At 71.2% G+C, this 26,201-nt stretch carries 25 protein-coding genes and 1 pseudogene; 15 read left to right on the top strand and 11 right to left on the bottom strand.

Annotated features, from left to right (window positions below):
• The first annotated feature begins 86 nt into the window (after positions 1–86).
• Positions 87–1,664: a discoidin domain-containing protein gene (locus AA23TX_RS21495; protein ID WP_155544673.1), complete on the top strand. Its 1,578-nt coding sequence runs from the start codon at positions 87–89 to the stop codon at positions 1,662–1,664.
• 76 nt (positions 1,665–1,740) lie between these two features.
• The gene (locus tag AA23TX_RS21490; RefSeq protein WP_155544672.1) at positions 1,741–2,364 is read left to right on the top strand and encodes an SAM-dependent methyltransferase; all 624 of its coding nucleotides are present in this window, start codon (positions 1,741–1,743) and stop codon (positions 2,362–2,364) included.
• A 60-nt stretch (positions 2,365–2,424) separates the two neighbouring features.
• On the opposite strand, the gene AA23TX_RS21485 is transcribed toward AA23TX_RS21490, so the two are convergent.
• Together AA23TX_RS21485 and AA23TX_RS21480 are read right to left on the bottom strand one after the other, a co-directional pair.
• Positions 2,425–3,441: a S1 family peptidase gene (locus AA23TX_RS21485; protein ID WP_155544671.1), complete on the bottom strand. Its 1,017-nt coding sequence runs from the start codon at positions 3,439–3,441 to the stop codon at positions 2,425–2,427.
• 162 nt (positions 3,442–3,603) lie between these two features.
• Positions 3,604–3,897: a GNAT family N-acetyltransferase gene (locus AA23TX_RS21480; RefSeq protein WP_155544670.1), complete on the bottom strand. Its 294-nt coding sequence runs from the start codon at positions 3,895–3,897 to the stop codon at positions 3,604–3,606.
• Between the two features lie 202 nt (positions 3,898–4,099).
• Between AA23TX_RS21480 and AA23TX_RS21475 the strand changes: the two genes are divergently transcribed.
• The 8 genes and pseudogenes from AA23TX_RS21475 to AA23TX_RS21445 all read left to right on the top strand — a co-directional run bounded on the left by AA23TX_RS21475 (position 4,100) and on the right by AA23TX_RS21445 (position 11,020).
• Positions 4,100–6,130, top strand: coding sequence for a terpene synthase family protein (locus AA23TX_RS21475; RefSeq protein WP_196425684.1), 2,031 nt, complete (start codon positions 4,100–4,102; stop codon positions 6,128–6,130).
• A 1-nt stretch (position 6,131) separates the two neighbouring features.
• Entirely contained in the window at positions 6,132–6,305 is a 174-nt protein-coding gene (locus AA23TX_RS21470) for a hypothetical protein (protein ID WP_155544668.1), read from the top strand.
• Positions 6,306–6,380: 75 nt separating this feature from the next.
• Positions 6,381–7,172 (top strand): MBL fold metallo-hydrolase, encoded by a 792-nt coding sequence (locus AA23TX_RS21465; protein ID WP_155544667.1) that lies wholly within the window; start codon positions 6,381–6,383, stop codon positions 7,170–7,172.
• On the top strand, positions 7,169–7,750 hold the full coding sequence (locus AA23TX_RS21460) for a DedA family protein (protein ID WP_155544666.1): 582 nt from the start codon (positions 7,169–7,171) through the stop codon (positions 7,748–7,750). The genes AA23TX_RS21465 and AA23TX_RS21460 overlap by 4 nt, the downstream gene beginning before the upstream one ends.
• Positions 7,747–9,852 (top strand): phage holin family protein, encoded by a 2,106-nt coding sequence (locus tag AA23TX_RS21455; protein WP_155544665.1) that lies wholly within the window; start codon positions 7,747–7,749, stop codon positions 9,850–9,852. The genes AA23TX_RS21460 and AA23TX_RS21455 overlap by 4 nt, the downstream gene beginning before the upstream one ends.
• Positions 9,849–10,079, top strand: a complete 231-nt coding sequence (locus tag AA23TX_RS21450) for a glutaredoxin domain-containing protein (protein WP_155544664.1) — start codon at positions 9,849–9,851, stop codon at positions 10,077–10,079. The genes AA23TX_RS21455 and AA23TX_RS21450 overlap by 4 nt, the downstream gene beginning before the upstream one ends.
• Positions 10,076–10,279, top strand: a pseudogene (locus AA23TX_RS50235) (putative acetyltransferase); the annotation flags it as partial. The gene AA23TX_RS21450 and the pseudogene AA23TX_RS50235, both read left to right, overlap by 4 nt.
• On the top strand, positions 10,268–11,020 hold the full coding sequence (locus tag AA23TX_RS21445; RefSeq protein ID WP_155547210.1) for a methyltransferase domain-containing protein: 753 nt from the start codon (positions 10,268–10,270) through the stop codon (positions 11,018–11,020). The pseudogene AA23TX_RS50235 and the gene AA23TX_RS21445, both read left to right, overlap by 12 nt.
• On the opposite strand, the gene AA23TX_RS21440 is transcribed toward AA23TX_RS21445, so the two are convergent.
• On the bottom strand, positions 10,998–11,792 hold the full coding sequence (locus AA23TX_RS21440; RefSeq protein WP_155544663.1) for a TetR/AcrR family transcriptional regulator: 795 nt from the start codon (positions 11,790–11,792) through the stop codon (positions 10,998–11,000). The two genes, AA23TX_RS21445 and AA23TX_RS21440, sit on opposite strands and share 23 nt — an antisense overlap.
• 76 nt (positions 11,793–11,868) lie before the next feature.
• Between AA23TX_RS21440 and AA23TX_RS21435 the strand changes: the two genes are divergently transcribed.
• Genes AA23TX_RS21435 through AA23TX_RS21425 form a run of 3 tightly spaced genes read left to right on the top strand, consistent with a single transcriptional unit; the run spans position 11,869 to position 15,840 of the window.
• On the top strand, positions 11,869–14,142 hold the full coding sequence (locus AA23TX_RS21435; protein WP_155544662.1) for an ATP-binding cassette domain-containing protein: 2,274 nt from the start codon (positions 11,869–11,871) through the stop codon (positions 14,140–14,142).
• Entirely contained in the window at positions 14,139–14,933 is a 795-nt protein-coding gene (locus AA23TX_RS21430; protein ID WP_155544661.1) for a siderophore-interacting protein, read from the top strand. The genes AA23TX_RS21435 and AA23TX_RS21430 overlap by 4 nt, the downstream gene beginning before the upstream one ends.
• Positions 14,934–14,949: 16 nt before the next feature.
• Positions 14,950–15,840, top strand: a complete 891-nt coding sequence (locus AA23TX_RS21425) for a phosphotransferase family protein (protein ID WP_230862646.1) — start codon at positions 14,950–14,952, stop codon at positions 15,838–15,840.
• Positions 15,841–15,912: 72 nt separating this feature from the next.
• On the opposite strand, the gene AA23TX_RS21420 is transcribed toward AA23TX_RS21425, so the two are convergent.
• From AA23TX_RS21420 to AA23TX_RS21410, 3 genes are all read right to left on the bottom strand, one after another.
• Positions 15,913–17,076: a cytochrome P450 gene (locus tag AA23TX_RS21420; protein WP_155547208.1), complete on the bottom strand. Its 1,164-nt coding sequence runs from the start codon at positions 17,074–17,076 to the stop codon at positions 15,913–15,915.
• A gap of 130 nt (positions 17,077–17,206) precedes the next feature.
• Complete coding sequence (locus tag AA23TX_RS21415) at positions 17,207–17,770, bottom strand: WHG domain-containing protein (protein WP_155547207.1); 564 nt, start codon at positions 17,768–17,770, stop codon at positions 17,207–17,209.
• A gap of 151 nt (positions 17,771–17,921) precedes the next feature.
• The gene (locus tag AA23TX_RS21410; protein ID WP_155544660.1) at positions 17,922–18,623 is read right to left on the bottom strand and encodes an SDR family oxidoreductase; all 702 of its coding nucleotides are present in this window, start codon (positions 18,621–18,623) and stop codon (positions 17,922–17,924) included.
• Positions 18,624–18,725: 102 nt separating this feature from the next.
• On the opposite strand from AA23TX_RS21410, the gene AA23TX_RS21405 reads away from it, so the two are divergent.
• A complete protein-coding gene (locus tag AA23TX_RS21405) occupies positions 18,726–19,217 on the top strand; it encodes a winged helix-turn-helix transcriptional regulator (protein ID WP_155544659.1) in 492 nt (163 codons plus the stop codon).
• 176 nt (positions 19,218–19,393) lie between these two features.
• Positions 19,394–19,957: a snapalysin family zinc-dependent metalloprotease gene (locus AA23TX_RS21400; RefSeq protein WP_155544658.1), complete on the top strand. Its 564-nt coding sequence runs from the start codon at positions 19,394–19,396 to the stop codon at positions 19,955–19,957.
• Between the two features lie 60 nt (positions 19,958–20,017).
• Here AA23TX_RS21400 and AA23TX_RS21395 read toward each other — a convergent pair whose 3' ends face one another.
• The 5 genes from AA23TX_RS21395 to AA23TX_RS21375 are packed head-to-tail and all read right to left on the bottom strand — an operon-like array spanning position 20,018 to position 26,194.
• Entirely contained in the window at positions 20,018–20,689 is a 672-nt protein-coding gene (locus AA23TX_RS21395) for a GntR family transcriptional regulator (protein ID WP_155544657.1), read from the bottom strand.
• Between the two features lie 28 nt (positions 20,690–20,717).
• Positions 20,718–22,073 (bottom strand): ABC transporter substrate-binding protein, encoded by a 1,356-nt coding sequence (locus tag AA23TX_RS21390; protein ID WP_155544656.1) that lies wholly within the window; start codon positions 22,071–22,073, stop codon positions 20,718–20,720.
• A gap of 1 nt (position 22,074) precedes the next feature.
• Positions 22,075–23,034 carry an acetylxylan esterase gene (locus tag AA23TX_RS21385; protein WP_155544655.1) on the bottom strand — a complete coding sequence of 320 codons (960 nt, stop codon included), beginning with the start codon at positions 23,032–23,034 and terminating at the stop codon, positions 22,075–22,077.
• Positions 23,034–25,319 carry a glycosyl hydrolase family 95 catalytic domain-containing protein gene (locus tag AA23TX_RS21380; protein ID WP_155544654.1) on the bottom strand — a complete coding sequence of 762 codons (2,286 nt, stop codon included), beginning with the start codon at positions 25,317–25,319 and terminating at the stop codon, positions 23,034–23,036. The genes AA23TX_RS21385 and AA23TX_RS21380 overlap by 1 nt, the downstream gene beginning before the upstream one ends.
• Positions 25,316–26,194: a carbohydrate ABC transporter permease gene (locus AA23TX_RS21375; protein WP_155544653.1), complete on the bottom strand. Its 879-nt coding sequence runs from the start codon at positions 26,192–26,194 to the stop codon at positions 25,316–25,318. Before AA23TX_RS21375 ends, AA23TX_RS21380 begins: the two co-directional genes overlap by 4 nt.
• Positions 26,195–26,201 lie beyond the last annotated feature (7 nt).

The raw sequence follows: 26,201 nt of genomic DNA, 5'->3' as shown, positions 1-26,201 counted from the left end.
GAATAGGTCTTGACGGCGAGCCGCCGTCCGGCGAACCTGAACGAACGCCGCACGTCATCGTCCGCCCACCCCTTCCCGGAGGCAGCATGACCCGGCGCGCTCTCGTGCTCGTCGTGACCCTGTTCCTCGCACTGGCCTCCGCCCTCGCCGGCGCGACCACCGCGAACGCGGCCACCACGCAGCCCACCTTCCTCACCTTCTACGGCTGGTGGGACAACACCCCGCCCGGCGGCGACATCGCCTACCCGAAGATCCACGACACCGCGGGCGGCAAGGGCAGCTACGCCGACCCGATCACCTTCGCCACCAGCAGCGACGAACTGAAGCCCGGCACCAAGGTCTGGGTCCCGCGGGTGAAGAAGTACTTCATCATGGAGGACGGCTGCGACGAGTGTTCCGACGACTGGAACAGCAAGGGCCCGAACGGCGGCCCCGGCCTGCGGCACATCGACCTCTGGCTCGGCGGCAAGGGCGGCAGCGCCTTCGACGCGATCGACTGCGAAGACGCGCTCACGCACTACAACGCCGACAACACACCGGTGATGGAGCCGGTGGTCGTCGACCCGCCGTCGAACGAGGACTACGACGCGACGCCGATCTTCAACACCAGCACCGGCGAGTGCTGGGGCGGGGCCCAGCCGAACACGACCGTCGGCCAGTACAAGAACAACTCGACCGGCACGTGCCTCGAAGCCCCGAGCAGCGGGACGACGCTGAAAGTCGCCGCCTGCACCGGAACCGACGCCCAGCGCTTCACCTTCCACGGCGCTTTCCTGGTGATCGACGACAAGTGCGCGGGCATCTCCGGCAGCTCGATCGTGCTGCAGACCTGCACCGGCGGGCCGGCCCAGCAGTGGTCGATCAACCCCGACGGCACCATTTCCGACATCCAGACGAGCAAGAAGTGCTTCCGCGCCTCGGGCACGACACTCACCGCGGGCAGCTGCTCCGGCACGCAGGCCCGCTGGACGTTCACCGCGGCCGGGACCCCGAGCGGCCTCGGCGTGACGCCGTCGGCGGTGTCGGTCGCGCCGGGGGCGTCGGCGACGGCCACCGTCACCTCCACGGACGCCGTCACGCTGTCCGCGAGCGGCGCTCCCGCGGGCGTCACCGTGTCCTTCTCCCCGGCGTCGGTGCCGGCCGGCGGAACCTCGACCGCCACGGTCACCGCTGTCGCGACCGCGAGCCCGGGCTCGGCGACGATCACCATCACCGGCGGGACGAAGACCGCTTCGCTCGGCGTCACGGTCACCGGCGGCGGCACCGAAAGCCTGCTCTCCCAGGGCAAGACCGCGACGGCGTCGTCGACGGAGTCGTCGTCCTACCCGGCGAGCGCGGCCTTCGACGGCAACCTGACCAGCACGCGCTGGGCGTCGAAGGAAGGCTCCGCGAACGAGTGGCTGCGCGTCGACCTCGGCGCCACCAAGGCGGTCTCGCACGTCAAGCTGAGCTGGGAAGCCGCGTACGGGAAGGCGTACAGCATCCAAACCTCGGCCGATGGCACGACCTGGACGACGATCTACAGCACCACGACCGGCAACGGTGCCACCGACGACCTCACCGGCCTGGCCGGCAGCGGCCGCTACGTGCGGATGAACGGCGTCACGCGCGGCACGTCGTACGGCTACTCGCTGTACGAGATGCAGGTGTACGGCACGGCCTGAGTTGCCGGATCGGCAACACGATTTGCCTCTTCGGTGACGTCCTCCGCATGCTGGGGGACGTCACCGAGGAGGAGCCATGGCGCACACGCACGACCAGCCGATGACCGTCGAGAACATGCTCAAGCAGGACTTCTGGGAAGCGCTCTACCAGCGCGACGAGCACCGGATCTGGAGCGGGAACGTCAACCGCAACCTCAGCTCCGAGGTCGCCGGGCTGAAACCCGGGCGCGCCCTGGACCTCGGCTGCGGCGAAGGCGGGGACGCGATCTGGCTCGCGAAGCAGGGCTGGACGGTCGACGGCGCCGACATCTCGACCATCGCGCTCGCCCGCGCCGAGGAAGCCGGGAAGGAGGCCGGTGTGGAGGTCCGCTGGCTGCACCGCGACATCCTGAAGTGGCAGCCGGAAGAGCAGTACGACCTGATCTCCGCGCAGTACATGCACCTGCCGCCGGACCTGCGCCGCGACGTCTTCACGGCGGCCGCGGCGGCCGTCCGGCCCGGCGGCTCGCTGCTGGTCGTCGGGCACTCGCCGAAGGCCATGCGCGAGTTCGACGGCCAGGCGCCGCCGCTGGAGCTGTTCTTCGAGCCGGAGGAGATCACGAACTTCCTCGGCGACGCCTGGGAGTGGATCGTCGAGACCTGCGAGACGCGCGGCGAGGGCCACCACACCGACGCCGTCTACCGCGCGAAGCGGCTCTGAAAGGGAAACAGGGCCCCTTCACACGCCCTCGACGCGTGTGAAGGGGCCCTGCGGGTCTTGTCAGGCGAGCTCGAGGCCGTAGCTCTGCAGCTCCAGCGTGAGCGGGTAGAAGTAGCTGGTCACGGTGTCGCCGCCGGACAGCGTGCCGAGGCCCTTCGAACCGTCGTAGGCCGGGCCGCCCGAGTCGCCGTGGTCGGTGTGCGCGGTGGTGCCGAACTCGTGGTTCAGGACGCCGACGTCGAAGTTGACCGACTCGTCGACCGAGGTGACCTCGCCGCTGCCGCCACCGGTGGTCGAGCCCTGCTTCTGCATCTGCTCGCCGACCGTCGGGGTCGCCGCGCTCGTGATCGCCTGGCCGGTGTTGATCTCGCCGGGGCCGGAGCCGTTCGGACGGGTCAGCAGACCGGAGTCGGCTCCCGGGCAGTCGCTTTCGACGACCTGCGCGCCGGAGACGTCGCCGCCGGCCCAGGTACCGCCGAGGTTGGTGCAGTGGCCCGCGGTGAGCAGGAACGGCTCGCCGCCGCGCGTCACGTTGAAGCCGAGGGAGCAGCGGCCCTGGTCGTTCTGGATCGCGTCGCCGTCGGCGATGTAGAGCGAAAGCTTGCCGGTGCGGTGCTCGACCCGGACGCTGTCGCCGTACTGGGCGGCGGCCGCGGCGACCTTGTCGGCGGTGCCCTTGCTGGCCGCGTCGTAGACCTTCACCACGACCTGGTTGGTCTTGGTGTCGATGCCCCACGCGGTCTGCGGGACGTTCTTCACCGCGTCCAGCTGGTTCTTGACGCCGGTCAGCGCCGCGAAGGTGTGCTTGACCTTCTTCGCGGTGAGGCCGGCGGCCTCGACCTTCTGCACCGAAGCGTCATCGGTGACGTTCACGACGGCCTTGCCGTTCTCCAGGTAGATGCCACCCGAGGTGGCACCCAGCGAGTCGGCGACCTGGGTGGCGTTGCTGATCGCGGCGGCCTGCACCTGGGCGAAGGCCTGGGGGGACGCGGTGGCCGCCGACGCGCACACGCCGGACGTCAGCGCGGCGGCCGACAAGACGGCGAAGGTCTTGAGGGCGGTTTTCCGGGGAGTCATCAACTTCCTCCAGTTTGCCGGTTCGAAGCCTGCGCCGGTCACTTTCGTTGCCGAGCAACCAACGCACCACCGACTAAGGTTGGTTAATAACCAATCGATCCGGACATACCTCTCAACTCAGACCCGAACAGCCCAGTGACGCTGCCACGTTCGGCGTAACAATCACCCTTTCGGCCAGCGAACGTGGTCCTCGTAGCCCGGGTTCTTCCGCAGATATCCGGCGACGAACGGGCAGACCGGCACGATCGTCCGGCCCTTCGCGACGACGTCGTCCAGCGCGGCGGCGGCCAGGACCTTGCCCAGCCCCTGGCCCGCGAAGGCGTCGTCGATCTCGGTGTGGGTGAACACCGTGAGGTCGCCGCGCAGGTCGTAGAACGCGGACCCCGCCAGCTTGTCCCCGGCCCAGATCTCGTAGCGGCCTTCGTCGGGGTTGTCGACCACTCGGGTCTCGGTCATCGGTTCTCCTCGGTCGGGTACGTCCTCCATCGTGCGACGGCGGGCTGCCGCGTGCCGACCGGCCCGTGCACACCGCTGGGCCGGCCGGGGGACGCGCGCGGCCCGTTCGTGTGCAACCGGGCTGCTTCCCTTGGCGGGCACCGGCCTCGTTTGGTTGCCTCACTGCGTGCCTCAGCAGCCGTTCGTCCTCCCCGAGTTCTACATGCCTTACCCGGCGCGGGTGAACCCGCACCTCGAGCGGGCGCGCACGCACAGCAAGGCGTGGGCGTACGGGATGGACATGGTCGGCGTCCCGCAGCACGGCACCGTCATCTGGGACGAGCACGACCTCGACTCCCACGACTACGCGCTGCTCTGCGCCTACACCCACCCGGACGCCGGCGCGGACGAGCTCGACCTGATCACCGACTGGTACGTCTGGGTCTTCTACTTCGACGACCACTTCCTCGAGCTCTACAAGCGCACCGGCGACATCGAAAATGCGCGCGCCCACCTCGACCGGATCGCGCTGTTCATGCCCGCCGGAGGCGAGATCACCGCGACACCGGAGAACCCGGTCGAGCGCGGCCTGGCCGACCTGTGGGACCGGACGGTCCCGCACCGCTCGGCCGCGTGGCGGCGCCGGTTCGTCGAGAGCACGAAGGCGCTGCTCGAAGAGTCGTTGTGGGAGCTGGCCAACATCAACGAGGGCCGGCTCGCCAACCCGATCGAATACGTCGAGATGCGGCGGAAGGTCGGCGGCGCGCCGTGGTCGGCGAACCTCGTCGAGCACTCGGTGCACGCCGAGGTGCCGGACGAGATCGCCGCGTCGCGGCCCCTCGAAGTCCTGCGCGACTGCTTCGCCGACGGCGTCCACCTGCGCAACGACCTCTTCTCCTACCAACGCGAAGTGCAGGACGAAGGCGAGCTGTCCAACGGCGTGCTCGTGGTCGAGAAGTTCCTCGGGCTCACCACGCAGGAGGCGGCCGACGCCGTCAACGACCTCATCACCTCGCGCCTGCACCAGTTCGAGCACACCGCGCTCACCGAGGTGCCCGCGCTGTTCGACGAGCACGGCGTCGACCCGGCCGCCCGCGCGGCGACGTTCGCCTACGTCAAGGGCCTCCAGGACTGGCAGTCCGGCGGCCACGAGTGGCACCTGCGGTCCGGCCGGTACATGAACGAAGGCGCGCTCGACGGCCGCGGGCCGATCCTCTCGTCGCTGCTCACGACGGCTCCGCGACGGCTGCGGGCCTACAGCCACCCGCCGTTCGGCGCCGTTTCGGCGTCCCGGCCGGCCGTGGAGCCGCCGCTCCCGGTGCGGCTGAGCCCGCACCTGGAGTCCGGCCGCCGCCGCAACGTCGACTGGGCGCGGAGCACCGGGCTCCTCGACGGTGTCGTGTGGGACGAACGCAAGCTGCGCGCCGCCGACCTGCCGCTGTGCGCGGCGGGTATCCGGCCGGACGCGACGGCGGCGGAGCTCGACGTCATCGCCGACTGGCTGACCTGGAGCACGTACGCCGACGACCACTTCCAGGAGGTGTTCGGCGCGACGCGGGACCTCGCCGCGGCCAAGGCCTGCCACGAACGCCTGACGCTGCTCCTGGGCGACGACCCGCCCGCGCCGCTGGGCCCCCTCGAAGCCGCGCTCGCCGATCTCCGGCCGAGGACGCCGGACCTGCCCGCCGTGCGCCGTGCGGTCGCGTCGATGACGTCGAGCTGGCTGTGGAAGCTGGCGAACCTGGCGCAGAACCGGATCCCGGACCCGATCGACCACGTCGAGATGCGGCGCCGGACGTTCGGCGTGGAGCTTTCGATGAGCCTCACGCTGCCTCCCGGGGCGCGCGGCGGCCGGGCCGCGCAGACCCTCGAGCACACCGCGGCCGACTACGCCGGGCTGCTCAACGACCTCCGCTCCCACCGCAAGGAGATCCGGTTCGAGGGCGAGCTGAACAACGGCGTGCTGGTGGTGCGGAACTTCCTCGGCTGCCCCGAGGACCGGGCCCTCCGGATCGTCGCGGACCTGGCCGAGGCGCGGCTCGCGGAGTTCCGGCACGCGGCGGCCGCGGCCCCCGACCTGCCGGCGGCCTACGTCGAGGCGCTCCGGAACTGGCTGGCCGGGACAGCGCACTGGCACGAGAACGCCGGCCGGTACCGCGAGACCGAGCTCGGTCACCACCCCCGCTTCGGCGGTCCGACGGGCATCGGGACGTCGTCGCTGCGGATCTCCTCGCTGCTGCCCGCCGGTCGCTGAAGTGCCGACGGACAAGCAGATCCGGGTCGCCGAGCTGCTGCACGAGATCGGCATGCACCGCGAAGCCGAGCAAGCGCTCCGCACGGACCTCCGGGCGAGGTGGCGCCGGACCCGCCGTCGCCTGCGCCTCCGGTGGGCCGGGCGAGCGCGGGCGCGACGGCGACACCCGCGCTGACCCGCCGTCACCGGGCAGCGTCGTTCGCGCCACTCCGCCGGGCATTCGTCCGGGGAGGGGGCGATACTCGACAGCGTGAGCGGCTTCAACCTGCGTTTCCTCGGCCATTCGACGGTCCGGATCGACCTCGGCGGCCGGGTGGTGCTGACCGATCCCGTGCTCACCGCGCGCGTCGGGGGCCTGACCCGCGTCGTGCCGGTGCCGGCCCGTGAGACCTACGAAGACGTCGACCTCGTCCTCCTCTCGCATCTGCACGGCGACCACCTGCACCTGCCGTCCCTCGAGCTGCTCGGCCGGCGCACCCGCATCGTCGTCCCGCGCGGGGCCGGGGCCTGGCTCGCCAAGAAGGGCTTCGCGAACGTCGAGGAGATCGCGCCGGGCGAGACCCTCACCGAGGGCGCGCTGGAAATCACCGCGACGAAGGCCGTCCACTCCGGGCACCGCTGGGGCCCGCGGCTCACCCACGGTCCGCAGAGCCCGGCGATCGGGCACCTGATCCGCACCGGGGACACGAAGATCTACCACGCGGGCGACACCGACCTCTTCGACGAAATGGCGGACTTCGGCCCGGTGGACGTCGCCCTGCTGCCCGTCTGGGGCTGGGGGCCGAACCTCGGGCCGGGTCACCTGGACCCGGCCCGCGCCGCGACAGCCGCCGGGATCGTCCAAGCCCGCGCCGTCGTGCCCGTGCACTGGGGCACGCTCGCCGTGCCCGGGCTGAAACGCACCGCGCGGATGCGGAGGCTGCTCGCCGACCCGCCCCGGGTGTTCGCCGCCGAGGTGCGCAACCAGGGCGTCGCCACCGAAGTCCTGTTCACCGAGCCCGGCGCCGACGTCGTGCTCCCCGCTCGCGAGGACCGCGCGTGAACTGGACCGACCCGGCCGCCATCGGGTACCCGGCGCTGTTCGGCGGCGTGCTGCTCGGCTCGATCATCCCGATCGTGCCCACCGGCGCGGTGGTCGGCGCCGCGGCCGCCGTCGCGACCACCACCGGCCACCTGTCCCTGCCGCTGGTCATCGTCGTGGCCACGCTGGGCGCGTACGTCGGCGACGTCGTGACGTTCGGGATCCCGCGCTTCGGCAGCGAAGCCGCGTTCCGCTGGATCAGCCGCCGCCAGCCCGCCGAACGGCTGGAGAAGGCCCGTGACCAGTTCGCCCGCCGCGGCTGGCAGCTCGTCGTGATCGGCAGGCTCGTCCCGGCCGGCCGGATCCCGGTGCTGCTGGCCGCCGCCGCGCTGGGCTACCCGTGGCGGCGCCTGCTGCCCGCCGCGCTCGTCGCGTGCGTGCTGTGGGCGAGCGCGTACAGCTTGCTCGGCATCGTCAGCGGAGGCATCTTCGACTCGCCGATCATCGCGACCGTGCTGGCGACGGTGCTGGTCCTGCTGGTCACCGTGCTGGCGAACCTGGTCGCGAAGTGGCGGCGCAAGACCAAGGAGCGAGTGTGACGACGTCCGCGCCGAAGGGCAGGCTGCTGCGGGGTGGCCGGGCCGTCGCCCGCGTCCTGCTGGTGTGGGCCGCGGTGACCGGAGCGCTGCGCCTGCTCGACGTCCTCCTGCCCGGCTTCCGGATGACGCACTGGTGGCAGCCGACGGTGTGCGCGCTGCTGCTCGGGCTGCTCGCCGGCGTCGTTTGGCCGCTGGTCATGCGCATCGCCTACCCGCTGGCCTTCTTCACCTTCGGCCTCTTCGGCTTCCTGCTGCTCGGCGCCGGGACGCTCGCCGTGTTCGGGACCGTGCCGGGCGTCGAGCTCGACGGCTTCCGGACGGCGGTGATCGTCACCGTGGCCATGGCCGGGGTCGGCGCGCTCATCTCGGCCGTGCTGGCCATCGACGAGGACGAGATCTTCTTCCGGCGCGCCAACCGCCGCCGCCGGCACACGCCCGCGCCCGGCGCCGGCGAACAGCCGCCCGGCGTGCTGTTCCTGCAGATCGACGGTCTCGGCCACGACACCGTCCGCCGCGCGATCCGCGACGGCGACATGCCGACGTTCGCCGCCTGGCTCGCCGAAGGCAGCCACACGCTGACGCCGTGGCACACCGACTGGAGCTCGCAGACCGGCGCGAGCGTCTGCGGCATCCTGCACGGCTCCAACCACGACATCCTCGGTTTCCGCTGGTACGAAAAGGATCGCGACCACGTGATGGCGTGCGCGCACCCGACCGACGCGGCCGAGATCGAACGGCGTCACTCGGACGGGAAGGGCCTGCTCTCCGGCGGCGGGGCGAGCCACGGGAACCTGTTCTCCGGCGACGCCGACCACGTCAGCCTCACCATGAGCTCGATCCCCGTGCTGGTGCCGAAGACCCTGCGCCACCGCCGCCGCGACCGCCTCGGCGCGGGCTACTACGCCTACTTCGCGAACCCGATCAACGCGCTGCGCACGTTCGTCGTCGCGCTCGCCGACGTCTTCCGCGAGATCAGCGCGTCGGTGCGCCAGCGCCGCGCGGGCGTCGTGCCGCGGGTCCCGCGCGGCGGCTGGTACCCGCTCGCGCGGCCGGGCACGACGGTGATCGCGCGCGATGTCGTCGTGTCGGCCATCCTCGGCGACATGCTGGCCGGGCGCCCGGTGGTGTACGCGGACTTCCTCGGCTACGACGAGGTCGCGCACCACTCCGGCATCGAGCGGTTCGACACGCTGGCGGTGCTGCGCTCGATCGACCAGCAGATCGCGCGGCTGCACCGGGCTTCGCGGCTCGCCCCGCGCCGCTACCACGTCGTCGCGCTGTCGGACCACGGCCAGACGCAAGGACAGGCGTTCTCACAACGGTTCGGCGAGACGATCGAGGCGTACGTCGGACGGCTGTGCGGCGGTTCGCCGTCGGCGTCCGCCGGGAAGCGGCGGCAGGCCGAGAGCTGGCAGATCAACGCGGCGCTGGCGGAGGCGACGAGGAGCGGCGGCCTGATCGCGCGCCGGCTGCGCGCCCGGGTGGAGAACGCGGAGTGCGCCGACGACCGGCCGCGCACGACGTCCGGTTCGCCGGGCGCGGTGACCCGCGTGGCGCCGGGTGTGGTGGCGGTGGTGTCCGGGCACGTGGCGATGGTGTCGTTCACCGAGCACGAGGGCCGCGTCGAGCTGGAGACGATCGAGCGCGAGTTCCCCGACCTGCTGCCGTCACTCGTGGATCACCCCGGGGTCGGGTTCCTGCTGGTCCGCAGCCGCGAGTTCGGCCCGGTGGTCCTGGGCCGCGACGGCCTGCACCGGCTGGCGACGGGCGTGGTGATCGGCGAGGACCCGCTGCTGCCGTACGGCCCGCACGCGGCGGACCTGATCCGCCGCGTCGACACGTTCCCGCACTGCGCGGACGTGATGATCAACAGCCGCTACGACCCGGAGTCCGACCAGGCCTCCCCGTTCGAGACCCACGTCGGCTCGCACGGGGGACTGGGCGGGCCGCAGCAGCGCGGCTTCGTGGTGCACCCGCGGGAGCTGCCGCCGCTCGGCGAGGTCGTCGGGGCGGAGGCACTGCACCGCGTGTTCCGCGGGTGGTTGACCGAGCTGGGGCACCCTGCACCCGTTCCCGACGCTGTTTCGGAGGTTGTTTCGTGAGTTTGACCGTGTACGGCGCTTCCTGGTGCCCGGACGTGAAGCGCAGCCGCGCGCTGCTCGACCGGGAGGGCGTCGAGTATTCCTATGTGGACGTCGAGGCGGACGCGGCGGCCGAAGCCCGGGTCCGCGAGCTGCAGGACGGCGCGCGCCGGATTCCCACGATCGTGTGGGACGACGGCAGCTTCCTGGTCGAACCGTCCGACGACGAGCTGAGCGCGCGGCTGTGAAGCTGCTGCGGGACCTGCCGCTCGGCACGCGGGTCGTGGTGCGCTACCGGATCGAGGGCGGGTTCACCGACGCGCTCGGCAACCTGGTGGCCCGCGACTCGACGACGTGCACGGTGGAGACCCGGCGCGGCCCGGTGGTGGTGGAGTTCGAAGCCGTCGCGCTGGCCAAGCCGGTACCTCCGCCGCCGGTGCGGCAGTCGAAGTTCGACGCGCTGGTCTCCGAAGCCGAAGCGGTTTCGGTGGACGGCTGGGACTTCTCCTGGCTCGACGGCCGCGCCACCGAACAGCGGCCGTCCTGGGGTTACCAACGCCTGCTGGGTTCACGGCTCGCCAGGGTCGAGGCGGCGCTGGACGTCGAGACCGGCGGCGGTGAAGTCCTGGACGGCTGTCCTTCGTTGCCGCCCTTGATGGCGGCGACCGAGTCGTGGCCGCCGAACGTCGCGCGCGCTTCGGCTCGCTTGCGCCCACGCGGGGTCGTGGTCGTGGCCACCGACGACCTCCCCTTCGGGGACGACGTGTTCGACCTCGTCTCCAGCCGTCATCCGGTGACGACTGATTGGGCCGGGATCGCTCGCGTGCTGCGTCCCGGCGGCAGCTACTTCTCGCAGCAGGTCGGCCCGGCGAGCGTGTTCGAGCTGGTCGAGTTCTTCCTGGGCCCGCAACCATCCGAGGCCCGCGAAAGCCGCCACCCGGACCGAGCCGTGGCGGCCGCTGCCGGCGCGGGCTTGGAGGTGGTCGATCTACGGTCGGAGTCGCTGAGGACCGAGTTCTTCGACATCGGCGCGGTGGTCTACTTCCTGCGCAAGGTGATCTGGATGGTCCCGGGGTTCACGGTCGAGCAGTACCACTCGCGACTCGAAGAGCTGCACGAGCTGATCGAGCGCGACGGCCCCTTCGTCGCGCACACCACGCGGTTCCTCATCGAAGCCCGGAAGCCTTGACGATCGCCGCTTCGACGCCGTCCAGCAACAACTCCACGCCCGCTTCGAACGACAGCCGCGCCTCGCGCTCCAAATAAGGCTCATCGGACGACACCGCCTCGACCGACGCACCCAGCTTCGCCACCGTCGGGAACCGCGCGGTCAAGTCCGGCACCAGCTCCCCCAGCAACGCCGATCGCGCGCCCCACCAGTCCTCTTCGGACAGTCCGGTCTCGCGCGCCGCCTGCCGGGACTCCGCCGCCGCCTGGACCGAGCCGCGCACGACGTTGAACAGCGCCGACACCACCCACCGAACCCGCGCGAGCGGCAACTCCGTGGCCGCCAGCACCGACAGCAGCGTCTCCTGCACGTGGAACTCCCCCGGCCCGAGCACCGGGCGCGCCGGGGAGACCTGCAGCAGCCACGGGTGGCGCAGGTGCAGGTCCCACAGCGCGTCGGCCAAAGCCGAAGCCGCCGGGCGCCACCCGTCGGACGACGGAAACGATGAGGGCAACTCCCCCAGCGTCCGGTCGTACATCAGGTCGACCAGCTCGGTCTTGCCCGGGACGTACGTGTAGAGCGCCATCGCCGTGCGGCCGAGCCGCTCCCCCACCGAACGCATCGACAGCGACGCCATGCCCTCGGCGTCGGCGATGTCGATCGCCGCCGCGACGATCGCCTCGACGGACAGCCCCGGCTTGGGCCCCGGGCCCGTGCGCGGCGCGACCACGCGCGGCCCCCACAGCAGCTCCATGGACCGCCGGGCGTCGCCCTGACCCGCGAAGACGACCACCTTGCCGACTCCTTACACCCTAAAGTAATGTACGCTGAACAATCACTTTACAGCCTAAACTATCGAGAAGGACGGTATGACCTCACCCAGGCGGGCCGCCGACACCCACGACGTGATCGAGGTCCGGGGAGCCCGGGAGAACAACCTCACCGGCATCGACCTGGACATCCCGAAGCGCCGGCTCACGGTGTTCACGGGCGTGTCCGGCTCCGGCAAGTCGTCCCTGGTCTTCGGCACCATCGCGGCCGAGTCCCAGCGGCTGATCAACGAGACCTACAGCGCCTTCCTCCAGTCGTTCATGCCGAGCCTCTCGCGCCCGGACGTCGACCTGCTGGAGAACCTCAGCGCGGCCATCGTCGTCGACCAGGAGCGGATGGGCGCCAACTCGCGCTCCACGGTCGGCACCGCGACCGACGCCTACGCGATGCTGCGGATCGCCTTCTCGCGGCTCGGCGAGCCGCACGTCGGCACGTCCGGCGCGTTCAGCTTCAACCTGCCCGAGGGCATGTGCCCGGCCTGCGAGGGTCTCGGCCGGGTGTCCGACCTCGACGTCGACGCCCTGCTCGACTCCGACAGGTCCCTGCACGACGGCGCGATCCTCGTGCCCGGCTTCACGCCGGACAACTGGTACGTGCAGACCTACCTCTCGTGCGGCTTCTTCGACCCGGACGCCAAGATCCGCGACTTCACCCCCGAACAGCTCGACGACCTGCTGCACAAGGGCCCGTGCAAGGTGAAGGTCGGCAAGACCAACATCACCTACGAGGGCCTCGCGGTGAAGGTCCGGCGGCTCTACCTGCAGAAGGACACCGAGTCGCTGCAGCCGCGGCTGCGCGCGTTCATCGAGAAGGCCGCGACGTTCAAGACCTGCGACGCGTGCGGCGGCGCCCGGCTGAACCCGGCCGCGCTCTCGGCGAAGATCGACGGCAAGAACATCGCCGACTGCGCCGCCCTGCAGATCAGCGACCTGGCGGAGTTCATCCGGAACCTCGACGCGCCGTCGATCCGGCCGCTGCTGGGCACCCTGCGCGACACGCTCGACTCCCTCGTCGAGATCGGCCTCGGCTACCTCTCCCTCGACCGCGAGTCCGCGACGCTCTCGGGCGGCGAGGCGCAGCGCGTGAAGATGGTGCGACACCTGGGATCCAGCCTCACCGACGTCACGTACGTCTTCGACGAGCCGACCGTCGGGCTGCACCCGCACGACATCGAGCGGATGAACAATCTCCTGTTGTGCTTGCGGGACAAGGGGAACACGATCCTGGTCGTCGAGCACAAGCCGGAGACGATCCGGATCGCCGACCACGTCGTCGACCTCGGCCCCGGCGCGGGCACCGACGGCGGCCGGCTCTGCTACACCGGCAGCGTCGACGGCCTGCGCGCGTCCGGCACGCTCACCGGCCGCCACCTCGACCACCGCGTCACCCTGCGCTCCGAGACGCGTCAGCCGTCCGGGCACCTGACCATCACCGGCGCGAAGCTGCACAACCTGCGCGACGTCAGCGTGGACGTCCCGCTCGGCGTGCTGACCGTGGTCACCGGCGTGGCCGGCTCCGGGAAGTCGTCGCTGATCCACGGTTCCCTGGCGGGTCGCGACGACGTCGTCGTGGTCGACCAGTCGGCGATCCGCGGGTCCCGGCGGTCCAACCCGGCGACCTACACCGGCCTGCTCGACCCGATCCGCACGGCGTTCGCCAAGGCCAACGGCGTCAAGGCGAGCCTGTTCAGCGCCAACTCCGAGGGCGCCTGCCCGCACTGCAAGGGCCTCGGGGTCATCTACACCGACCTGGCGATGATGGCCGGCGTCGCGTCGGTCTGCGAGGAGTGCGAGGGCCGGCGGTTCACGGCCAAGGTGCTGACGCACCTGCTGCGCGGCAAGAACATCGGCGAGGTCCTGGGTATGTCCGTCGCCGAGGCGCGCGAGTTCTTCCCCACCGGCACCGCGCGGCGGGTGCTCGACCGCCTCGCCGACGTCGGCCTCGGCTACCTGACGCTGGGGCAGCCGCTGACCACGCTCTCCGGCGGCGAGCGGCAGCGGCTCAAGCTGGCGATCCGGATGGCCGAAAAGGGCTCGACCTACATCCTCGACGAGCCGACGACCGGGCTGCACCTCGCCGACGTCGACCAGCTGCTGGCGTTGCTCGACCGGATCGTCGACGCGGGCAACACGGTGATCGTCATCGAGCACCACCAGGCCGTGATGGCCCACGCCGACTGGCTGATCGACCTCGGCCCCGGCGCCGGGCACGACGGCGGCCGCGTCGTCTTCGAGGGCACACCGGCCTCTTTGGTGGCCGACGCGTCGACGCTCACCGCCCGCCACCTGCGTGAATACCTGGGCAAGCCGTGAACCCGGCCGGGCTGCTCGAAGTGACGGGGGTGCGGCGGCCGACCCCGCGCACCGTCCGCGTCACCTTCACCGGCGCCGGGTTGGACACGCTCGAAGCGTGGCCGGACCAGCAGCTCAAGCTCCTGTTCCCCCCGCCCGGCCGTCCGGTGCGGCTGCCCTCGGACGACGACGACGTGCTGCGGTGGTACCAGGCGTTCCTGGCGATCCCCGAAGACGAGCGCCCGGTGATGCGCAGCTACACCGTGCGCGGCCGGGACGGCGCGACGATCGACGTCGACTTCGTGCTGCACGCCGGGGGAACCGACGGCCCGGCGACGGCGTGGGCCCGGACGGCGTCGCCCGGCGCCGTCCTCGGCCGCTACGGGCCGGACGCGGCCTACCGCCGTCCCGTGCCCGAAGCGGACACGGTGCTGCTGGCAGGGGACGAGACCGCGCTGCCCGCCATCGCCACCCTGCTGTCCGAAGTGGACAACGCGGTGGTGTTCGTGGAGGTCCCGGATGCGGCGGAGGAGCAGCCGCTGCCCGGCGAAGTCCATTGGCTGCACCGCGACGGCGCGCCGCACGGCAGCCGCCTGCTGGAAGCGGTGCGCGGGGCTGCGCTCACCCCCGGGTCGGCCGCCTGGCTCGCCGGTGAAGCGGGGACGGTGCGGGCGCTGCGCCGCCACCTCGTGGACCGGGGGCTCGCGAAGGAGGCCATCGAGTTCACCGGCTACTGGCGGCGCGCACTGACCCAGGACGACGCGCCGACCCCCGAGGACCTCGCCGACGCGCGGGAGAAAGCGGGCGCCTAGTGGCAGACTCGCCGTCGTGCGCACGGAAGAGGCTCTGGCCGCGGCGGGCATCGACCCGGCTTCGGTGGTGGCGAGCGAAGACATCGGCGGCGGCACCTACAACACGGCGATCCGGCTGGCTCTCGCCGACGGGCGGCGGCTGGTGCTCAAGCTCGCGCCGGTCGCGCCGGGACTGTCCTACGAGCACGACCTCCTGGCCACCGAAGCCGAGTACTACCGCCGGGTTTCCGGGCCCCTGCCGTCGGTGGTCGGGGCCGGGCCCGGGTTCCTGCTGATGACGGAGCTGCCGGGCGTGCCCTGGTCCCAGGTGCCCGACGCCGGCCCGCGGCTGCGGACCGAACTGGGCGGGATCGTCGCCGGCCTGCACAAGACGACCGGCGACGGGTTCGGCTACCTCCAGGACCCGTTGCGTCCGACGTGGCCGGTGGCGTTCACGGCGATGGCCGACGCGGTGCTCGCGGACGCCGTCACCCACGGGGTGCAGCTGCCGCGGCCGGCCGCCGAGATCGCCCACCTCGTGCGCCGGCACGAGCCGCTCCTCGAGCTGGTCACCACGCCGGTGCTGGTGCACTTCGACCTGTGGCGGGGCAACATCCTCCTCGACGGCGGCCGGGTGTCCGGCATCATCGACGCCGAGCGGGCGTTCTGGGGCGACCCGATGGCGGAGTTCGTCTCGCTGACGCTGTTCGGCGACCCGGACCGCGAGCTGCTCGACGGCTACCGCGCGGGCGGCGGCCCGGCGGAGTTCGGCATGCCGGCGTGGGCGCGGCTCGGGCTGTACCGGGTCTACCTCGACCTGATCATGCTGGTGGAGATGGTGCCGCGCAAGGACGATGACGCGGACCGGGCGCGGTTCCTCCGGGCCCGGCTGACCGAGGACCTCGACGCCCTGCGGCGGACGGTGTGATGACGTCGCGAAGCCGCCGGCCCGGAACCCGCTGTCCCGCTCAGGGTCACCGGATGGTCTTCGGCTAGCCCGTCACCACGTGACCGGCAGGCAGTGCACCCCGTACACCAGCATGTCGTCCTTGAAGGCCAGCTCCTCGATCGGAACCGCGAGCCGCAGATCCGGGATGCGCCGGAACAGCGTCCCGTAGACCACCTGCAGCTCCACCCGCGCCAGCGTCTGCCCGAGGCACTGGTGCACGCCGTACCCGAACGCGACGTGGTGGCGGGCCTCGCGCGTCACGTCCAGGCGGTCCGGCTCCGCGAACACCGCGCCGTCACGGTTGGCGACGTCGCCCGCCGCGATGACGCCCTCGCCCGCGTGGATCACCTCGCCGCCGATTTCGATGTCCTCGACCGCCACCCGGCGGCGGCCGGTGTGCGTGATGTTCAGGTAGCGCAACAACTCCTCGGTCGCGCGCCGGTGCACGTCCGCGTCGCCGGCGCGCACGAGCGCCAGCTGGTCCGGGTGCTCCAGCAGCGCGACCGTGCCGAGGGCGATCATGTTCGCCGTCGTCTCGTGGCCCGCCACCAGCAGCAGCTGACCCATCGACGCGACGTCTTCGGCGGTCATCCGGCCGGTCGCGTACTGCGTGACCGCCAGCTTGCTGAGCACGTCGTCACCCGGGGCCGACGCCTTCCGCTCCACCAGCCCGCCGAGGTACGCCAGCAGTTCTTCGGTGGCCTCGACCGCTTCCGACGGTGTCGCCGTCCTCGACACCATGACCTTCGTGATGTCCTGGAACAGCTCGCGGTCGTCGTAGGGCACGCCGAGCAGCTCGCAGATCACCAGCGACGGCAGCGGCAGCGCGAACGCCGTCACGAGGTCGACGGGCTTGGGGCCGGCCAGCAGCTCGTCGATCAGGCCGTCGACGATCCGCTGGATCGCGGGCCGCAGCGCCTCCATCTTCTTGACGAGGAAGTCGCCGGTGAGCAGGCGCCGCTGCGCCGCGTGCTCGGCGCCGTCCATGGTGATGAACGACTTCGCGCGCTTGCGCCGGGCCGCGGAAGCCGCGCTCTGGTGCGGGTAGCCGGGCCGGTCGGAGTCGGCGCTGATCCGCGAGTCGCGCAGGACGGCGCGGACGTCGTCGTAGCGCGTGACCAGCCACGGCGTGCTGCCGTTCCACAGCCGCACACGGGAAACCGGCGGCAGTTCGCCGAGTTCGGCGGGCGGGTCGAAGGGACACCCCCGGGTCATCGGAAACGCGGGCACACCGTCCACCGGATACCTCCCGGAGCCGCCGGAAATTTACATAGCTATGCTAAGCATCTTTCCGGTGCTTCGCCACCGGGCTCCACCATCCGGCGCATTCGCCCCGAGCCGAGGGTCAGGCGAACACCAACGACACCAACTCGTCCACGAACGGCTCCACCAGCTCGGCGCCCGTCCGGTTCAGCACGCTGTGGAACAGCGCGACCCGCCCGTGCGCCCCGACGAACACCACCGCCGCCGCCCGGCCCGGGGTGACCCGCAGCCCGTGACCGGCCTCGACGCAACGCTCGAAACCCGCCGTCAAGCGGTCGATCACGTCCAGCAGCGGGCCTTCCGCCTGACCACCGGGCTCGGCGCGGGAGGCACCGTTCGCGAGCATCAGCCGGTAATGCCCGGGGTTCTCCATGGCGAACGTGCAGTACGCGTGAATCTGCGCCCGGACGCGGCCGACGACGTCGGTTTCCCCGAGCGTCTCCTCCGCCGCGCGCATCGATTCCGCCAGCCGCACGTATTCGTGGTCGAGCAGCCCGCGCACCAATTCCGCACGATCGGAAAAATGCTGGTAGATGCTGGCCGGGGCGATGCCGACCGCGCGCGCCACGCCGCGGATCGTCAGCCCGTCCTCGCCGCCGAGCTCGGCCAGCAACCGCCCGGCCGCCGCGAGGATCTCCCCGCGCAACCGTTCGCCTTCGCCCCAGCGGTTCCTCGTTCGGCCGTTTCCGGCTTCGACGTTCTCCGGCACCCCGCCATTCATACGCCCGCCGTGGCGACGACCGTATTCCGGGGTCCCGGAGAACCCCGGAATTGTCGGGAATTGACAAAAACGCCGGTCAGGCGAGAGCGGGGTACAGCCCCGGGAGGTCACCCGACAGCCCGGCCCGCACGTTCTTGCTGAGGTCGTCGGCGAGCACCTCGAAACGACCCTGCTGGACGCCGTCGAGGGCGAGCCCGGCGACGAGGGCCGGGTCGATCTTCGGGCCGTCGACGTGCTTGGCCATGTCGGTGTCCATGTACCCGACGTGCAGCGCGGTCACCTGCGTCTTCTGCGCCGCCAGCTCCAGGCGCAGCGCGTTGGTCAGCGACCAGGCCGCCGACTTCGCCGCGGAGTACGCCGCGACCTGGGGCGCGGTGAACCAGGACAGCACCGACAGGACGTTGAGGACCGCGCCCCCGCCGTTGCGCTCGAGGATCGGCGCGAACTCGCGCGTGACGGCGAGCGTGCCGAAGTAGTGCGTGTCCATCTCCAGCTTGATGTCGTCGAGCGAGCCGCCGAGCAGCGACGCCCCGGTCGACGAGCCGGCGTTGTTGACCAGCAGCGTGACGTCGCCCGCCCGCGCGGCGGCTTCCCGGATCGACTCGGGATCGGTGACGTCGAGCTTCAGCGGAACGACCCCCGGCAGGTCGATCGACTCCGGATTGCGCGCGGCGGCGTAGACCTTGGCCGCACCACGCTCCAGGAGAGCGGCGGCGAACCGCCGGCCGAGCCCCCGGTTGGCTCCGGTGACCAGCGCCACCGCACCCGTGATCTCCATGACGAGCCCCTCTCGCACCTGGCTTGCTCGTTGCAAGCTAGCTACGGCCGACTGTACGACGTAGACTTGCCGGGAGCAAGTCAGGTAGGAGGGATCACAGTCATGAGCCGCCGCATCACCTGGGAGGACGCGTCCTGCCCCATCGCCCGCGCCGCCGACGTCCTCGCCGAGCCGTGGACGTTGCTGATCCTGCGCAACGCGACGGCGGGCACCACCCGGTTCGAGGACTTCCGCACCCAGCTCGGCATCGCCGACAACGTGCTGACGACGCGGCTGGCCAAGCTGGTCGAGCGCGGGCTGCTGACGAAGCTCCCCTACCGCGACGGCGGCCGGACGCGGTACGAGTACCGCCTCACGAAGGCCGGCTCGGACGCGTTGCCGGTACTGCACGCGCTCGGCGCGTGGGGTGACGCCCACACGTCGTCGGAAAACGCGTACGGCCCGATGCAGCTCGTCCACTGCTCCTGCGGCGAGCTGACCCGGCCGGGCGAGAAGTGCGACGCCTGCGGAAAACCGCTGATCAGGGACGACTTGGCGTGGCGCGGCTCGTGGCTCAGCGAGGGCGAGATCCCGCTGGCGGACCCCGTCGGCTGACCCCGGGCGGGGCATCCTCGTATGCGCTGCCGTGCATGTCAACCAGACGAAATGGTTGGTAAATCACCGTTCGCAGCGCAGTACGAAAGTCGGGTCACAAGAGCCGGGCGATTACGTAAGTTCGACACCCAGCGCGCGCAAACCCGGCAAATTCCCCACGGCAAGGAGTCGTCCCGATGTCCCGGAAGTACCTGCTGCCCGGCGCCGCCGTCGCGCTGGCGATGATCGCGACCCCGCTGACCGCCGCCCCGGCCTTCGCGGCCCCGGCTGCCCCGGCGGCGGCCACGATCGTCTACTACGACACCTCGGACGCCCCCACCTTCCGCGCACAGATCAACGCGGGCGCGGCGAACTGGAACGCGGCGGTGTCGAACGTCAAGCTCCAGGAAAGCTCCTCGGGTGCCACGCTGCACTACACGGAGGGCAACGACCCGCAGGGCTCGTACGCCCAGACGGACGGCCACGGCAGCGGCACGATCTTCATCGACTACACGCAGGCCGAGCAGTACGACCAGACGCGCATCACGGCCCACGAGACGGGCCACGCGCTGGGCCTGCCGGACCACTACGAAGGCCCGTGCTCGGAGCTGATGTCCGGCGGCGGCCCCGGCCCGTCGTGCACCAACGCGAACCCGAACTCGGAGGAGTCGGCCCAGGTGGAATCCCTGTGGGCCAACGGCTTCCGCGCGGCGGCCGCCCAGCAGCACCGCATCTACGAAGTGACGATGCCGGTCAAGTGATCAGCGTGTGACGTCGTCGGGGGAGGCCGCACCGGGTACGCCCGGTGCGGCCTTCGCACGTCAAAGCCTCGACAGGAGGCGGTCCCGCGCCACTTCGAGGTGGTCCGTCATCGCCTTCCGGGCGCCCGCCGCGTTTCCCGCCACCAGCGCGTCCACGATCACCCGGTGCTCGGAGATCGTCTGCTCCCCGAACGGCTGGTTGTAGTTCAGCCGGAAGAAGTGCAGGTGGCAGTGGGTCCGCGCGAACGCCTGCTCGACCGCCACGTTGCCCGCCAGGCGCAGGATCAGCTCGTGCAGCCGCGCGTCGTGCGCCGTCAACGCCTTGTAGTCGCTGTACGCGTCCTCGGCCGGCGCGGAAGGACACGTGGCCAGTTCCGCCTCCAGCGCGGCCACGGAAGAATCCGACATCGCGGAAGCCGCCAGCGCCGCCGACGGCGGCTCCAGCAGCAGCCGCAGCGCGTACATGTCGTCGACTTCCTTGCGGTTCAGCAGTTCCGTCACGCGGTAGCCCCGCAACGGGAGCCGGCTGACCAGTTCCTCGGACTCCAGCCGGGCCAGTGCTTCGCGCACCGGCGTACCCGACACACCCAGCTCGCGGGCGATCTCGTCGATGTTGACCCGGGCGCCCGGCTCGATGCCGTCGTTCATGATCAGCGCCCGGATCTGCTCGTAGACGCCGTCGGCCAGCACCTGCCGGCCCGGCAGGGCTTCGAGGCGGCGACCCTCCACCATGACTCCCCTCACGTGTCGTGACCACAGGCTACTGCTTGCCCAGGACGTCCCGGCTCTTCTGCGCCATTTCGGCGAACACGTCGCCGTCGCGCTGGTGGGCGAAGTACGCCTCGAACAGCGGCCGCTCGGCGTCCTGCAGGGCCGCGCCGTTGCCGTAGACGACCGCCGGGACCAGCGTGCCGTCCTTCAGCATCGACGTGAACACCGACAGGTCGACGCCCTGGCCCTTCATCGCCGACGTCGCCGCGTCCATCGATGCCGGGATGGACGGGAAGAACGTGCCGGACGCGCCCGCCGCCGACTGGCACTCCGGCGATCCCAGGTACGAGACCCACTTCCAGGCCAGGTCGGGGTTCTTCGTGCCGGCCCAGACGTTGTCGCCGTTCGAGTTGGACAGCACCGCGCGCTGGCCGGACGGCCCCAGCACGGTCGGCGCGATCCCGACCTTCACCCCGGGCAGCTTCGCGAACGTGCCCGCCGTCCACGAACCCGCCGTCTCCATCGCGACCTTGCCCGACCCGAGCAGGTCGGTGTCGCTGATGCTCGCCTGGCCGCCGGTGGTGAACGTGCCGATCTTCGGCGCGAACCCGCGGTCGGCCAGCGACCGCACCCAGCTCAGCGTCTTGGCGAACACCGGGTCGGCGTAGGTGAACGTCGTCGGCCACGACTGCTTGTCGGCCATCCGCCAGCCCGTGGTCATCGCGAACGAGCTCCACGTCGACTCGCCGATGAAGTCGCGTGAAGCGAGCTGCCCGGTGCCGTAGGTCGCGACGTGGTCCTTGTCGAACCCGGGCTGGTCGCCGCGGACGCCGTTCTTGTCCACGGACAGGTGAGCCGCCACCTTCTCGAACGTCCCGCCGTCGTCGGGGTTCCAGGTCAGCCCGGCGATGTCGGCCGGGGTGTAGCCGGCCTTCGTGATCGCGTCGGTGTTGTAGAACAGGCCGGTCGCGGACCAGTCGAGGGGCAGGCCGTACTGCTTGCCGTCGGTGAACTTCCACGCGTCGACGCCGACGGAGAACCGCTTCAGGTCGAACTTGTCGCGGGCGATCAGGTCGTCCAGCGGCAGCAGCTGGTGCTGGGACGCGTACGCCTGGAAGTACTGGACGCTGTTCTGGAACGCGTCCGGCGCGGTGCCGCCGACGAACCCGGCGGTCAGCTTGGTGAAGTAGTCGTCCACGTTGTACTGCGTGATCTTCACCGTGGTGCCGGGGTTCGCCTTTTCGAACGCCGACGCACACGTCTGGTAGGCCGCGGCCTGCTTGTCGTCCCAGGTCCACCAGTTCACGGTGGTCCCGCTGCCGCTCGCCGGCCCGCCGCCGCAGGCGGCCACCAGCGCTCCGAGCGTCGCCACCAGTCCGGTGGCCGCGATCGTGCGAATCTTCATGTCAACTCCCGTCGGGATGCAGGATGGGCCGGAATCCTTCGAGCACGGCCTGGACGTCGTCGGCGCCACCGGCTTCGTGGCCGTTGTACGGCCAGGCAGCGAGCCGCTTCTGTCCTTTGTAGACGTGGTAGGCGCCGAACACCGTGGACGGCGGCACGATGCCGTCCATCAGCCCGGCGCTGAACCAGGCCGGCGCCGTCGCGCGCGAGGCGAAGCCGACACCGTCGAAGTAGGACAGCACTTCGAACACCCGCGGGACCGCGTCCCGGTGCTCGGCGAGGTACCGGGACAGTTCGACGTAGGGCCGTTCGCCGCCGACCAGGCTCGCGCGCCGGAAGTCGCAGAGGAACGGCGCCTGGGCGTGCAGGGCCGCCACGTCCGGCACGAGCCCGGCCGTGGCGAGCGCGATGCCGCCGCCCTGGCTGTTGCCGAGCACCGCCACCCGCGCCGGATCAACGCCCGGGAGCGTCCGGACCGCATCGACCGCGCGAGCCGCGTCGGTGAAGATCCGCCGGTAGACGTAGGTTTCGCGGCTCTCGATGCCGCGGGTCAGGTGGCCCGGGTACGCCGGTCCGCTGCCCACCGGGTCGGGCGTCACCCCGCCCTGGCCACGCACGTCGACCTGCAGGTGCGCGTACCCGGCGGACGCCCAGGTCAGCTCCTGCAGCGCACTCCCCCGGCTGCCGCCGTAGCCGTGGAACTGGACGATCGCCGGCAGCGGCCCTTCCGCTCCGCGCGGAAGCCGGAGCCAAGCGCGGAGGGGATGGCCGCCGAAGCCGGCGAACGTCACGTCGAACACGTCGAGTGTCCGCAACGGTGTCCCGACCGGCGTCAGCGCCACAGCGAGGTCGTGGTCGCGGGCTTCGGCGAGCGTCGACGTCCAGAACTCGTCGAAGTCCGGTGGTGCCGCGTAGTCGCTGCGGTACTCCCACAGCGCTTCGAGGCCGAGGTCGGTCAGCATCACAGTCCTTTCAGGACGGTCGACTCGCCGGTCCGCAGCCGCAGCTCGGTCTCGCGGCCGCGGTAGCGCACCCGGATCGGCTCGGCCGGGTCGCCGGACAACCGCCGCACGACGGCGTACCGCAGCTCGCCGTCGCGCCACTCGAGGTCGGCCGCGAGCCCGCCGCGGCAGCGCAGCCCGCGTGCCTCGCCTTCGAGCCAGTCCGCGGGCAGGGCGGGCAGCAGCGAGAGCACGTCGTTCTGGCTCTGCAGCACCAGTTCCGCGAGGCCGGCCGGGAAGCCGTAGTTGCCGTCGATCTGGAACGGCGGGTGCGTGCTGAACAGGTTGGGCAGCAGCCCGCCCCACTCGGAGCCGTCGACCGGCGCGTCGCGGTGGCGGTCGCCGGTGAACGGTTGCGTGGCTTCGCTCAGCAGCTTCCGGGCGGTTTCGCCGTCGCCGAGGCGGGCGCGCAGCGCGATCTTCCAGGCCCACGACCAGCCCATCGCCCCCGGCCCGCGCTGCTCCATGACCCGCCGGGCCGCGTCGGCGAGGCCGGGCGTCGCGACGGCGTCGATCAGCCCGAGCGGGTACAGCGCGACGAGGTGGGACATGTGCCGGTGCGTCGAGTCGTCCTCGGGCAGGTCGTCGGCCCACTCCCCCAGCCGGCCGTCGGGCAGGACGGGCAGGGGGCGCAACCGCGGCAGGGCGGCCTCGATCTCGGCGTACAGCGGGTCGTGCACCTCCAGGGCGTCCATCGCGGCGAGACCGCGCTCGAACACCGCGCGGATCAGCGCGACGTCCATGGTCACCGAGTGGGTCAGCGACTCCTTCGTCCCGGCCTCGGAGAGGAACAGGTTCTCCGGGGACGTCGAAGGACACGTCTCGAGGACGCCGTCGCGTTCGACCAGCCAGTCCAGACAGAACTCGGCACAGCCGCGCAGCAACGGCCACGCCGTCCTTTCGAGGAAGGCGCGGTCGCGGGTGAAGTCGTAGTGCTCCCAGGCGTGCTGGACCAGCCAGGCGCCACCCAGCTGCCAGATCGCCCACGACGGGTTGCCGTGCCCCATCCCGGCCGGCAGCGCCCAGCCCCACGGGTCCGCGTTGTGGTGGGTGACCCAGCCACGGGTGCCGTACAGCTCGCGCGCGACGTCGGCGCCGGTGACCGCGAGCTTGCCGAGCAGGTCGAACAGCGGGAGGTGGCACTCGCCGAGCCCGGTCGTCTCGGCGGCCCAGTAGTTCATCTGGGTGTTGATGTTGATCGTGTAGTTCGACGACCAGGCCGGGCGGAGGTCGTCGTTCCAGATGCCCTGCAGGTTCGCCGGCGGCGCGCCGGGCCGGGACGCGCTCGCCAGGAGGTAGCGGCCGTACTGGAACAGGACGGTGGCGGTGAGCTGCTCGTCCTTTCCGGACAGCAGCTCGGCGACGTCGTGGGTGCCGCCTCGCCGGTCGCCGATTCGCAGCGAAGACGCGCTGAGGAGCGGGCGAAGGTCGGCCTCGTGCGCCTGTCGCAACGCCTCGATCCCGGTCGCCGCGGCCCGTTCGGCGAGGACCGCCGCGCGTCGCCGGTGCTCGTCCCGGGTGTGCTGCCGGTCGCCGATCCAGGCGTCGTACGCGCTGGTCGAACTGGCCAGGACGATCAGGACTTGCGTGTCGGTCCGGGCCACGCGAACGGCGACGGCACCGAACGGGTCGTACCCGGCCGCGGTGCCGTACCGCAGCGGCTCCTCGACCCGCGGCTCGTGCCGTGGTGCGCCGTCGATCGGGATTTCGATGCCGAGGTCGAGACCGTCGCGCGAGACTTCCCGCAGCGGTGTCGACACATCGACATCCACGTCGATCGGACCGGACAGCGCGACGCAGAGGACCTGAGCCGGACGGCTCACCCAGGTCGTCCGTTCGACGTCGTGGCCGTCGATGGTCAGCCGTTCGGTCGCGACGCCGTTGTCCAGGTTGAGGGTCCGGCCGTGCGAGGTGCCTTCGGGCAGCGTCAGCCAGAGGTCCACATAGGGCAGGAACTCCTGGCTGTACGGGCCTTCGAACGTCATCAGGAGTTCTTCGGCGCGCCGGAAGTCCTTCGCGAACACGGCCTCGCGCACCTCGGCGAGCCGGTCCGGTCCGGCGTCGATCCCGGCCAGCGCGGCGGCCGGGCCGCCCGGGGTACCGGACCAGATCGTGGCGTCGTTGACCTGGATCCGCGTGCGGCCGGCGCCGCCGAAGACCATCGCGCCGAGCCGGCCGTTGCCGACCGGCATCGCCTCGGTCCAGTCGATCGCCGGCCGGGGCCAGGAGAGCAGGAGATCGGTCATTTCACCCCCGTGAAGCCGATGGAATTGACGAGCCGGCGGCCGAAGACCACGAACAGCAGCAGCATCGGCAGCGCGGCGACGAGCGTGGCGGCCATCAGGCCGGCCCAGTCCAGCGCCGCCTGCGGCGAGGACTGCTTGAACACCGCGAGCGCCAGGGTCAGCGGGCGGACGGTGTCGTCGTTGGTGACCAGCAACGGCCACAGGTAGTCGTTCCAGGTGTTGATGAACGTCAGCAGCGCCAGCGTCGCGATCGGGGCGGCGCTCATCGGGAGCACGATCCGGAAGCAGACGCGCAGCGGCCCGGCGCCGTCGATGATCGCGGCCTCCTCGATCTCCGTGCTGAGCCCCTGCATGAACTGGCGCAGGAAGAAGATGTTAAAAGCCGAGAAGAAGGCCGTCGGCAGGATCATCCCGCCGAAGCTGTTGAGCAGGCCGAGATCCTTGATCAGCACGAAGTTCGGCAGCAGCGTCAGCACCTGCGGCACCATCAGCGCGCTCAGCAGGACGGCGAACACGGCGTCGCGGCCCTTCCACCGCAGCCGCGAGAACGCGAACGCGGCCAGCGCGGAGAAGAACACCGTGCAGACGGTGAGCAGCACGGCGTAGACGATCGAGTTCCGCAGCGCGGACAACAGGTCGATCGACGCCGCCGACCCGCCCTGGGCGGCGGCTTCGGCGGGCGTCGCCAGGCCGAGCGCGCGTTCGAACGCACCCAGCGTGAAGCCCACCGGGCCCGGCGACGACGGGTCCGTCGCGAGCGCGTAGTTGTTCGACAGCGCGGTCCGCACGATCCAGTAGAACGGGAAGATCGTGACGACCAGGACGAGCACGAGGTACGCCCAGGCGACGACCCGGCCCGGCGAGATCCGGCGCACGGTCCCT

The organism is Amycolatopsis camponoti, from assembly GCF_902497555.1.
In the GTDB taxonomy this organism is placed as follows: Bacteria; Actinomycetota; Actinomycetes; order Mycobacteriales; family Pseudonocardiaceae; genus Amycolatopsis; species Amycolatopsis camponoti.
The sequence above is the reverse complement of the archived record's forward strand: the minus strand, read 5'-3'. Positions and strand labels throughout refer to the sequence as shown.

What these genes read in the sequence shown, in the direction of transcription:
- AA23TX_RS21495 (WP_155544673.1), top strand. Translation starts at nt 87, where the DNA reads ATGACCCGGCGCGCTCTCGTGCTCGTCGTGACCCTGTTCCTCGCACTG.
- AA23TX_RS21490 (WP_155544672.1), top strand. Translation starts at nt 1,741, where the DNA reads ATGGCGCACACGCACGACCAGCCGATGACCGTCGAGAACATGCTCAAG.
- AA23TX_RS21485 (WP_155544671.1), bottom strand. Translation starts at nt 3,441, where the DNA reads ATGACTCCCCGGAAAACCGCCCTCAAGACCTTCGCCGTCTTGTCGGCC.
- AA23TX_RS21480 (WP_155544670.1), bottom strand. Translation starts at nt 3,897, where the DNA reads ATGACCGAGACCCGAGTGGTCGACAACCCCGACGAAGGCCGCTACGAG.
- AA23TX_RS21475 (WP_196425684.1), top strand. Translation starts at nt 4,100, where the DNA reads ATGCCTTACCCGGCGCGGGTGAACCCGCACCTCGAGCGGGCGCGCACG.
- AA23TX_RS21435 (WP_155544662.1), top strand. Translation starts at nt 11,869, where the DNA reads ATGACCTCACCCAGGCGGGCCGCCGACACCCACGACGTGATCGAGGTC.
- AA23TX_RS21420 (WP_155547208.1), bottom strand. Translation starts at nt 17,076, where the DNA reads ATGACCCGGGGGTGTCCCTTCGACCCGCCCGCCGAACTCGGCGAACTG.
- AA23TX_RS21410 (WP_155544660.1), bottom strand. Translation starts at nt 18,623, where the DNA reads ATGGAGATCACGGGTGCGGTGGCGCTGGTCACCGGAGCCAACCGGGGG.
- AA23TX_RS21405 (WP_155544659.1), top strand. Translation starts at nt 18,726, where the DNA reads ATGAGCCGCCGCATCACCTGGGAGGACGCGTCCTGCCCCATCGCCCGC.
- AA23TX_RS21400 (WP_155544658.1), top strand. Translation starts at nt 19,394, where the DNA reads ATGTCCCGGAAGTACCTGCTGCCCGGCGCCGCCGTCGCGCTGGCGATG.
- AA23TX_RS21395 (WP_155544657.1), bottom strand. Translation starts at nt 20,689, where the DNA reads ATGGTGGAGGGTCGCCGCCTCGAAGCCCTGCCGGGCCGGCAGGTGCTG.
- AA23TX_RS21390 (WP_155544656.1), bottom strand. Translation starts at nt 22,073, where the DNA reads ATGAAGATTCGCACGATCGCGGCCACCGGACTGGTGGCGACGCTCGGA.
- AA23TX_RS21385 (WP_155544655.1), bottom strand. Translation starts at nt 23,034, where the DNA reads ATGCTGACCGACCTCGGCCTCGAAGCGCTGTGGGAGTACCGCAGCGAC.
- AA23TX_RS21380 (WP_155544654.1), bottom strand. Translation starts at nt 25,319, where the DNA reads ATGACCGATCTCCTGCTCTCCTGGCCCCGGCCGGCGATCGACTGGACC.